General features: G+C 61.8%; 5 protein-coding genes and 4 tRNA genes. 6 read left to right on the top strand and 3 right to left on the bottom strand.

Features of this window, described 5'->3' with window-relative positions; all coding sequences use genetic code 11:
* Positions 1-104 precede the first annotated feature (104 nt).
* Positions 105-1,301 carry an amino acid aminotransferase gene (locus AC07VF_RS18730; protein ID WP_346626406.1) on the bottom strand — a complete coding sequence of 399 codons (1,197 nt, stop codon included), beginning with the start codon at positions 1,299-1,301 and terminating at the stop codon, positions 105-107.
* A 311-nt stretch (positions 1,302-1,612) separates the two neighbouring features.
* Here AC07VF_RS18730 and uvrB point away from each other — a divergent pair, with 311 nt between their 5' ends.
* The gene (gene uvrB / locus AC07VF_RS18725; RefSeq protein WP_192174255.1) at positions 1,613-3,628 is read left to right on the top strand and encodes an excinuclease ABC subunit UvrB; all 2,016 of its coding nucleotides are present in this window, start codon (positions 1,613-1,615) and stop codon (positions 3,626-3,628) included.
* A 458-nt stretch (positions 3,629-4,086) separates the two neighbouring features.
* On the opposite strand, the gene AC07VF_RS18720 is transcribed toward uvrB, so the two are convergent.
* Complete coding sequence (locus tag AC07VF_RS18720) at positions 4,087-5,637, bottom strand: MDR family MFS transporter (protein ID WP_495009682.1); 1,551 nt, start codon at positions 5,635-5,637, stop codon at positions 4,087-4,089.
* Entirely contained in the window at positions 5,627-6,682 is a 1,056-nt protein-coding gene (locus AC07VF_RS18715; RefSeq protein WP_495009683.1) for an HlyD family secretion protein, read from the bottom strand. Before AC07VF_RS18715 ends, AC07VF_RS18720 begins: the two co-directional genes overlap by 11 nt.
* Positions 6,683-6,926: 244 nt before the next feature.
* Here AC07VF_RS18715 and gltX point away from each other — a divergent pair, with 244 nt between their 5' ends.
* From gltX to AC07VF_RS18690, 5 genes are all read left to right on the top strand, one after another.
* Positions 6,927-8,408, top strand: coding sequence for a glutamate--tRNA ligase (gltX, locus tag AC07VF_RS18710; RefSeq protein ID WP_495009684.1), 1,482 nt, complete (start codon positions 6,927-6,929; stop codon positions 8,406-8,408).
* Between the two features lie 218 nt (positions 8,409-8,626).
* A tRNA-Ala gene (locus tag AC07VF_RS18705) sits at positions 8,627-8,702 on the top strand.
* An 83-nt stretch (positions 8,703-8,785) separates the two neighbouring features.
* A tRNA-Glu gene (locus tag AC07VF_RS18700) sits at positions 8,786-8,861 on the top strand.
* A gap of 51 nt (positions 8,862-8,912) precedes the next feature.
* Positions 8,913-8,988: transfer RNA gene (locus tag AC07VF_RS18695), tRNA-Ala, on the top strand.
* A 53-nt stretch (positions 8,989-9,041) separates the two neighbouring features.
* Positions 9,042-9,117 (top strand) — tRNA-Glu (locus AC07VF_RS18690).
* Positions 9,118-9,119 lie beyond the last annotated feature (2 nt).

Raw genomic sequence — 9,119 nt, 5'->3', positions numbered from 1 at the left:
AGCAAGCACCCTTGGTTACTTGGGGTGCTTTTCCAAGTAACTCGCCGAAGGCGAAACCGAGGCCGTTAGGCCGACGCTTCTGATCTTGATCTTAAAAAGAGCCGTCAGATAACCGCCAGGATCGCCTCGGTAACTGCCCCGATATTCCCTTTGTTCAACGCCGCCACACAAATCCGCCCGGTATCCAGCGCATAAATCCCGAACTCGCTGCGCAGACGATGAACCTGCGCCGTCGTCAGACCCGAATACGAAAACATCCCCCGCTGACGCGCGACAAAACTGAAATCCTGCCCCGCCGCATTATTCGCCAGACGCTGCGTCATCTCCTCACGCATCCCGCGAATCCGCAGGCGCATCTCGCCCAGCTCCTCCTCCCACTTGGCGCGCAACTCAGGGCTGCTCAACACCGCCGCCACAATCGACGCACCATGGGTCGGCGGGTTCGAATAGTTCGTGCGGATCACACGCTTCACCTGCGACAACACCCGCGCCGTCTCCTCCTTCGAATCCGTCACGATCGACAGCGCGCCGACCCGCTCGCCATACAGCGAAAACGACTTCGAAAACGAGCTGGAAGCAAAGAACGTCAAGCCGCTGTCGGCAAACAGACGCACCGCCGCCGCGTCTTCGTCGATCCCGTCACCGAAGCCCTGATACGCCATGTCCAGGAACGGTACATGACCCTTGGCCTTCAGCACCTCAAGCACCTTCTTCCAGTCCTCCAGGGTCAGGTCAACGCCGGTCGGGTTGTGGCAGCAGGCGTGCAGCACGACGATCGAGCCGGACGGCAGGTTCTGCAGATCTTCCAGCATCCCCGTGCGGTTCACGTCATGGGTGGCGGCGTCGTAATAGCGGTAGTTCTGCACCGGGAAACCAGCGGTTTCGAACAGCGCCCGGTGGTTTTCCCAGCTCGGGTCGCTGATCGCCACAACGGCGTCAGGGGACAGCTGCTTGAGGAAGTCAGCGCCGATTTTGAGGGCGCCCGTGCCGCCGACCGCCTGGACCGTCATCACCCGGCCCGAGGCCAGCAGCGGCGACTCGGCGCCGAACAGCAGGGTTTGCACGGCCTTGTCGTAGGCAGCGATACCGTCAATCGGCAGGTAGCCGCGGGGCAGGTGTTGAGCCACCCGGTTTTCTTCCGCTTCGACAACGGCGCGCAGCAGCGGAATTTTCCCTTCTTCGTTGCTGTAGACGCCTACACCCAGATTGACCTTGGTCGTACGGGTATCGGCGTTGAATGCTTCGTTGAGGCCCAGGATTGGATCGCGTGGTGCCATTTCGACAGCGGAGAACAGGCTCATTGTGCGGGGGCTCTGAGTGGAGGAGTGAATGGGTCGCGTCGCTCCAGCCGATTGCACTAGAGCGGTGCACAAACGGGGAGCAAGTATAAAGGGCCGCGCCAGTGCGGGCGACAGTGGAGGGCAGGTTTTTCCGGATATTTCACGAAATTTTTCGACCGTTAGTCCAGTGCCGCGGACTAATCTGCGGAGGGTGGCTTGAAAGGTGGCGCAGTCGACTCCACCTGTAGTCCCATCACCTTCTTCTATGTACGTCTTTTCCGTGACGGGATCAGCCGTCCGTGCTCAATTGCGTTGCCGTCCAAAGGAACCTTATGTCCGAATTTCAGCTCGTTACCCGTTTTGAGCCGGCCGGCGATCAACCGGAGGCGATTCGTCAGTTGGTTGAAGGCATCGACGCCGGCCTGTCGCACCAGACCCTGCTCGGTGTAACCGGCTCGGGCAAGACCTTCAGCATCGCCAACGTCATTCAGCAAGTGCAGCGCCCGACCCTGGTGCTGGCGCCGAACAAGACCCTGGCCGCCCAGCTGTACGGCGAGTTCAAGGCGTTTTTCCCGAACAACTCGGTCGAATACTTCGTTTCCTACTACGACTACTACCAGCCGGAAGCCTACGTGCCGTCGTCGGACACCTTCATCGAGAAGGACGCGTCGATCAACGACCACATTGAGCAGATGCGCCTGTCCGCGACCAAGGCGTTGCTGGAGCGCAAGGACTCGATCATCGTCACCACGGTGTCATGCATCTACGGTCTGGGCAGTCCGGAAACCTACCTGCGCATGGTTCTGCACGTGGATCGTGGCGACAAGCTCGATCAGCGCGCCTTGCTGCGCCGTCTGGCCGACCTGCAATACACCCGCAACGATATGGATTTTGCCCGGGCGACCTTCCGGGTGCGCGGCGACGTGATCGACGTCTTCCCGGCGGAATCCGACCTGGAAGCCATCCGTATCGAGCTGTTCGATGACGAGGTCGAGAGCCTCTCTGCCTTCGATCCGCTGACCGGCGAGGTCATTCGCAAGCTGCCGCGCTTCACCTTCTACCCGAAGAGCCACTACGTGACCCCGCGCGAAACGCTGCTGGACGCGATGGAAGGCATCAAGGTCGAGCTGAACGAGCGTCTGGAATACCTGCGCGGCGCCAACAAACTGGTGGAAGCCCAGCGTCTGGAGCAGCGCACCCGTTTTGACCTGGAGATGATCCTCGAACTGGGTTACTGCAACGGCATCGAAAACTACTCGCGCTACCTGTCCGGGCGTCCGTCCGGCGCGCCGCCGCCGACGCTCTACGATTACTTGCCGGCCGATGCGCTGCTGGTGATCGACGAATCCCACGTCAGCGTGCCCCAGGTCGGCGCCATGTATAAGGGCGACCGTTCGCGCAAGGAGACGCTGGTGGAGTACGGTTTCCGCCTGCCGTCGGCGCTGGACAACCGGCCGATGCGGTTCGATGAGTGGGAAAACGTCAGTCCGCAGACCATTTTTGTTTCCGCGACGCCCGGGCCTTACGAAGCCGAGCACGCGGGCCGTGTGGTCGAGCAGGTGGTGCGGCCGACCGGTCTGGTCGACCCGCAGATCGAAATCCGTCCGGCACTGACCCAGGTCGACGACTTGCTCTCCGAGATCCACAAGCGCGTGGCGATCGAGGAGCGGGTGCTGGTGACCACGCTGACCAAGCGCATGTCCGAAGACCTCACCGATTACCTGGCCGACCACGGCGTGCGCGTGCGTTACCTGCACTCGGACATCGATACGGTCGAGCGTGTGGAGATCATCCGCGACCTGCGTCTGGGTACCTTTGACGTGCTGGTGGGGATCAACCTCCTGCGCGAAGGCCTGGACATGCCGGAAGTGTCGCTGGTGGCGATTCTCGATGCCGACAAGGAAGGCTTCCTGCGTTCCGAGCGCTCGCTGATCCAGACCATCGGCCGTGCCGCGCGTAACCTCAATGGCCGCGCGATTCTCTACGCCGACCGCATCACCGGCTCCATGGAGCGCGCGATCGAAGAAACCGATCGTCGTCGGGAGAAGCAGATCGCCTTCAACTTGGCCAACGGCATTACGCCGAAAAGCGTGATCAAGGACGTCGCCGACATCATGGAAGGCGCCACCGTGCCCGGCTCGCGCAGCAAGAAGCGCAAGGGCATGGCCAAGGCCGCCGAAGAGAACGCCAAGTACGAAGCCGAACTGCGCTCGCCGAGCGAAATCACCAAACGCATTCGTCAGCTGGAAGAGAAGATGTACCAACTGGCCCGCGACCTGGAGTTCGAAGCCGCAGCGCAGATGCGCGACGAGATCGGCAAACTGCGCGAGCGCTTGCTGGCGGTTTGAGGGCGGTGTGGGAGTGACCGGGGCACGACGCTGGATATCGGTCACGCCGCGGGACCTGTGGGAGTGAGTTTGCTCACGAAGGCATCTTCACTCCAGATGAAGATGCAGCGGATGTACCGACGCTTTCGCGAGCAAGCTCGCTCCCTCAAGGGTTGTGTTCAACTTGGTATCCCGGCCACGCCGCTGGACTTTGTGGGAGTGAACTTGCTCACGAAGGCATCTTCACTCCAGATGAAGATGCGGCGGATGTACCGACGCTTTCGCGAGCAAGCTCGCTCCCACAAGGGTTGTGTTCAACCTGGTATCCCCGCCACGCTGCTGGACTTGTGGGAGCGAGCTTGCTCACGAAGGCATTTTCACTCCAGATGAAGATGCAGCGGATGTGCCGACGCTTTCGCGAGCAAGCTCGCTTCCACAGGGGTTGTGTTGGCTAAGCAATTGCGGCATGTCATGACGGCTCAATGCGCCGCGCCACCCTTGACCCCGGACGGCAGCTTCCGCGTCAACAGCACCGCCAGCATGCTGATCCCCAGCGCAATCCCGACAAAATGAAACGCGTCGTTGTAGGCCATGATCGCTGCCTGTTGATGGGCGATCTCGCTGAGCTTGCCCAGCGCGGCGGTTTCGCTGCCCAGCCGGTCGGTGAGCATCGCCATCCGTTCGGCGACTTGCGGATTGGCGGGGGAGATCGATTCGCGCAAATAGTCGAAGTAGGTCTTGGTTCGCGCATCCAGTAACGTCGCCAGCAGCGCAATGCCAATGGCGCCGCCCAGGTTGCGCAGAATATTGAACAGGCTCGACGCCGACCCCGCGTCCTGGGGCTGAATGAACGCTGTGGCGATCAGGGAAATGGTCACCATGATCAACGGCTGACCCAGCGCCCGCACCAGCTGAATCTGATTGAACTGCGGCCCGGCAAAATCCGGATTGAGCACCCCGGAGGAAAAGCTCGCCAGCCCGAACAAACCAAACCCCAGCGTACACAGCAACTTCGGCGAAATAACCTTCATCAACTGTGGCACCAGCGGAATCAGAAACAGCTGGGGCACGCCCATCCACATGATCACCTCGCCGATCTGCTGGGCGTTGTAGCCCTGAATCTGCGCCAGGTACAGCGGCAGCAGATAGATCGAGCCATACAGACCCACCCCCATGCCCACGCTGGAAATACTCGACAGCCCAAAATTGCGGTTGCCGAGGATGCCGAGGTTGATCAGCGGTTTCGGTTTGGAAAACTGAATGATCACAAAACTGATCAGGCTCACCAGCGCAATGCTGCCCAGCCCGACGATCAGGTTCGATTCCAGCCAGTCCTTGCGATGGCCCTCTTCAAGAAACACCTGCAGGCAGCCCAGCCCGACGCCCAGGGTGACGATGCCGGCGTAGTCGGTGCTCTTGAGCAATTCCCAGTGCGGCGCCTTCTTCTCCAGGCCGTAGAGCAGACCGCCAATCATCACCAGCCCCGGCGGGATGTTGATGTAGAAGATGTATTCCCAGCCAAAATTCTCCGTTAGCCAGCCGCCCAGGGTCGGGCCGATGGACGGGGCGAAGGTGGCGGTCATGGCAAACAGCGCCATGCCCTTGGCCCGGTGATGCTCCGGCAGCTTGATCAGCGTCAGGGTGAACGCCAGCGGGATCAGCGCGCCGCCGGTGAAGCCCTGCAGGGCGCGGAACACGATCATGCTTTCCAGGCTCCAGGCCATGGAGCAGAGCAGGGACGACAGCAGGAAACCCAGCGACACCCACACCGCCAGGCGCCGCGCCGAGAGCAACTGCACCAGCCAGGCCGTCAGCGGAATCATGATGATTTCCGCCACCAGATAGGAGGTGGAAATCCATGAGCCTTCTTCCAGGGTCGCCGAGAGTGCGCCCTGGATGTCCTTGAGCGACGAGTTGGTGATCTGAATGTCGAGGACCGCCATGAACGCGCCGAGCATCACACTCATCACGGCAATCCAGTCGAGCCGGGTCGGTTCGCCGACCGGGCGGATCAGCTCGTCACCGGCCACGTTGCGGGTCGTTCGCCGGCCGGATGTCGACCGAAACAGTCACCGACATGCCCGGGCGGATCTTGCCGTGCAGCGGGTTGTCCTGCGCGAAGGTCAGCTTGACCGGGATGCGCTGCACGACCTTGGTGAAGTTGCCCGTGGCGTTGTCCGGCGGCAGCAGACTGAACTGCGCACCGGAGGCGGCAAACAGGCTGTCGACGCGGCCCTCGATGGGCGTGCCGGGAAAGCTGTCGAACGTCAGCTGGGCGACCTGACCAATCTCCATGTGCTCGATCTGGGTCTCCTTGAAGTTGGCCTGCACCCAAATGTCTTCATCGGGGACGATGGACAGCAGGTACGCGCCGGCCTGAACAAACTGACCATTGCGCGCCGCCCGCTGGCCGACCAGCCCGCTGAGGGGCGAGTGGATCTCGGTGCGCTGCACATTAATCTGCGCTTGAGCCAGGTCGGCGCGAGCGGTGGCGATCTGCGCGTCGAGGCGCTTGATCTCGGCGTTCAGCGCGTCGACCTGCTGGCGCTGACTCTGGGCGTCGGCCTGGGCCTTGCTGACTTGGGAGCGCGCGACGTTGCTGTCGGCGGTCATGGTCGTGACCTGCGCTTCCGAGACGAAACCCGGGGTGCGCAGTTTTTGCAGCCGCGCCAGGTCCAGTTGCGTGCGCCCGAGGGTGGCCTGATTCGCCTGCACCTGCGCATCGCTGGCGGCGATCAGGCTCGACTGCTGGGTCAGACGGCTCTGTGCCTGCAAGCGCTCCGCCTCGCGGGTCGCCAGGGTCGCCTGAGCCCGGTCGATGGCCAGGCGAAAGTCATCCGGCTCGAGCCGTACCAGCAACTGGCCTTTTTCCACGTGCTGGTTGTCCTGTACCAGCACCTCGTCGATCCGCGCGCCGAGCTGGCTGGACACCCGGGTGATTTCACCCTGCACGTAGGCGTTGTCGGTGGACTCGTGAAAGCGTCCTTTCAGGTACCACTGGGCGAAGAAGGCGAGGGCGATCAGCAGAATCACCCCGAAGAAGATGAACAGGCGGCGCTTGAGTTGGGCGGGCATGGGCGTTCTGGATTTTTGGAATGTCAGCAAATTTATCAGGGTTGGCGGTCTGGCACCTAGCCATCGTCGCGATCATGACCGGCACTGATGGCGGGGCATTCGTTGCGAGGCGTTCCGGGCCGGCAGGGCGGGGCCGCCTGTCTCGTCATCGCCCCGATTGTGCAGCCCATCACCGCTGGCGCTGGAGCCGCGCAGGCCGCGCCTGTTAACATTCGCGGCTTGTTCGACCTATCCGGGATTTTCCATGACCACCGTTCGCACCCGCATCGCGCCATCGCCCACCGGCGACCCCCACGTTGGCACGGCCTACATCGCGCTGTTCAACTATTGCTTCGCCAAGCAGCATGGCGGCGAATTCATCCTGCGCATTGAAGACACCGACCAACTGCGCTCGACCCGCGAGTCCGAACAACAGATTTTCGACGCCCTGCGCTGGCTCGGCATCGAGTGGAGCGAAGGCCCCGACGTCGGCGGTCCCCATGGCCCGTATCGCCAGAGCGAGCGCGGCGACATCTACAAGAAGTACGTGCAGGAACTGGTCGATGCCGGTCATGCCTTCCCGTGCTTCTGCACCGCCGAAGAGCTCGACCAGATGCGCGCCGAGCAGACCGCCCGCGGCGAAACTCCGCGCTATGACGGCCGCGCGCTGCTGCTCTCCAAGGAAGAAGTCGAGCGTCGCCTTGCCGCCGGCGAACCCCATGTGATCCGCATGAAGGTGCCGAGCGAAGGTGTCTGCGTGGTGCCGGACCTCCTCCGCGGCGAAGTCGAAATCCCGTGGGACCGCATGGACATGCAGGTCCTGATGAAGACCGACGGCCTGCCGACCTACTTCCTCGCCAACGTCGTCGACGACCACCTGATGGGCATTACCCACGTGCTGCGCGGCGAAGAATGGCTGCCGTCGGCGCCGAAGCTGATCCTGCTCTATGAGTACTTCGGCTGGGAAAAGCCTGCGCTGTGCTACATGCCGCTGCTGCGTAATCCGGACAAAAGCAAGCTCTCCAAGCGCAAGAACCCGACCTCGGTGACGTTCTACGAGCGCATGGGCTTCATGCCGGAAGCGATGCTCAACTACCTCGGCCGCATGGGCTGGTCGATGCCCGACGAGCGCGAAAAGTTTTCGCTGGACGAAATGGTCGAGCATTTCGACCTGAGCCGCGTCTCCCTCGGCGGCCCGATTTTCGACATCGAGAAACTGTCGTGGCTCAACGGCCAGTGGCTGCGTGAACTGCCGGTGGACGAGTTCGCCACCCGTGTGCAGAAGTGGGCGTTCAACAGCGACTACATGATGAAGATCGCGCCCCACGTGCAGGGCCGCGTCGAGACCTTCAGCCAGATCGCCCCGCTGGGCGGCTTCTTCTTCGCCGGCGGCGTGACGCCGGACGTGAGGCTGTTCGAGCACAAGAAGCTGTCGCCGGAGCAAGTGCGCCAAGTCATTCAGTTGATTTTGTGGAAGCTGGAATCCTTGCGTCAGTGGGAGAAGGACAAGATCACCGGTTGCATCCAGGCGGTCGTCGAGCACCTGGAACTGAAACTGCGTGACGCCATGCCGCTGATGTTCGCTGCCATCACCGGTCAGGCGAATTCAGTCTCGGTGACCGACGCGATGGAGATTCTCGGCCCGGACCTGACCCGTTTCCGTCTGCGCCAGGCGCTGGACATGCTGGGCGGCGTGTCCAAGAAAGAGAACAAAGAGTGGGAAAAATTGCTCGGCGCGATTGGCTGAGCGGTTGCCTGAGCGACACCGGGCCATTGAGCGATTGCCCGGCGGCCCGACGCGGGGCGGTTTTCCGGGAGGCGGTAAGTGATTGTTATCCCGGAAAATTCTTTTGGAATTCTTTGAAAAAGAATTTGACAGCATTGTGGGTCGCACTTAATATGCGCCCCGTCCACACGGCAACGCAGAAACACGCGGTAACGCGGCGTTCTCTGTCAGTGTAATGTGGGGCTATAGCTCAGCTGGGAGAGCGCCTGCATGGCATGCAGGAGGTCAGCGGTTCGATCCCGCTTAGCTCCACCAAATTAGAAGCTTCAAGGTTTGCTTTACTGCCTTGAAGTTTGTCCCGCTTCGGAACCAGCACCGATGCGGTACGCAAGGGTTACGTCCCCTTCGTCTAGTGGCCTAGGACACCGCCCTTTCACGGCGGTAACAGGGGTTCGAGTCCCCTAGGGGACGCCAGTTTTACCGAGTGAAGCTTTCTAGCTGACCTCCGCCGAGAGGCGTAAATCCGGGGCTATAGCTCAGCTGGGAGAGCGCCTGCATGGCATGCAGGAGGTCAGCGGTTCGATCCCGCTTAGCTCCACCAATTTCTGCCAGGGTTCGTCATGTGTCATCGGCGAATCTGCTCGAAGGTTTTGCGTCCCCTTCGTCTAGTGGCCTAGGACACCGCCCTTTCACGGCGGTAACAGGGGTTCGAGTCCCCTAGGGGACGCCAGT

This window comes from Pseudomonas sp. GW821-FHT02H06 (genome assembly GCF_059421525.1).
The sequence above is the reverse complement of the archived record's forward strand: the minus strand, read 5'-3'. Positions and strand labels throughout refer to the sequence as shown.

What these genes read in the sequence shown, in the direction of transcription:
- AC07VF_RS18730 (WP_346626406.1), bottom strand. Translation starts at nt 1,301, where the DNA reads ATGAGCCTGTTCTCCGCTGTCGAAATGGCACCACGCGATCCAATCCTG.
- gltX (WP_495009684.1), top strand. Translation starts at nt 6,927, where the DNA reads ATGACCACCGTTCGCACCCGCATCGCGCCATCGCCCACCGGCGACCCC.
- uvrB (WP_192174255.1), top strand. Translation starts at nt 1,613, where the DNA reads ATGTCCGAATTTCAGCTCGTTACCCGTTTTGAGCCGGCCGGCGATCAA.
- AC07VF_RS18715 (WP_495009683.1), bottom strand. Translation starts at nt 6,682, where the DNA reads ATGCCCGCCCAACTCAAGCGCCGCCTGTTCATCTTCTTCGGGGTGATT.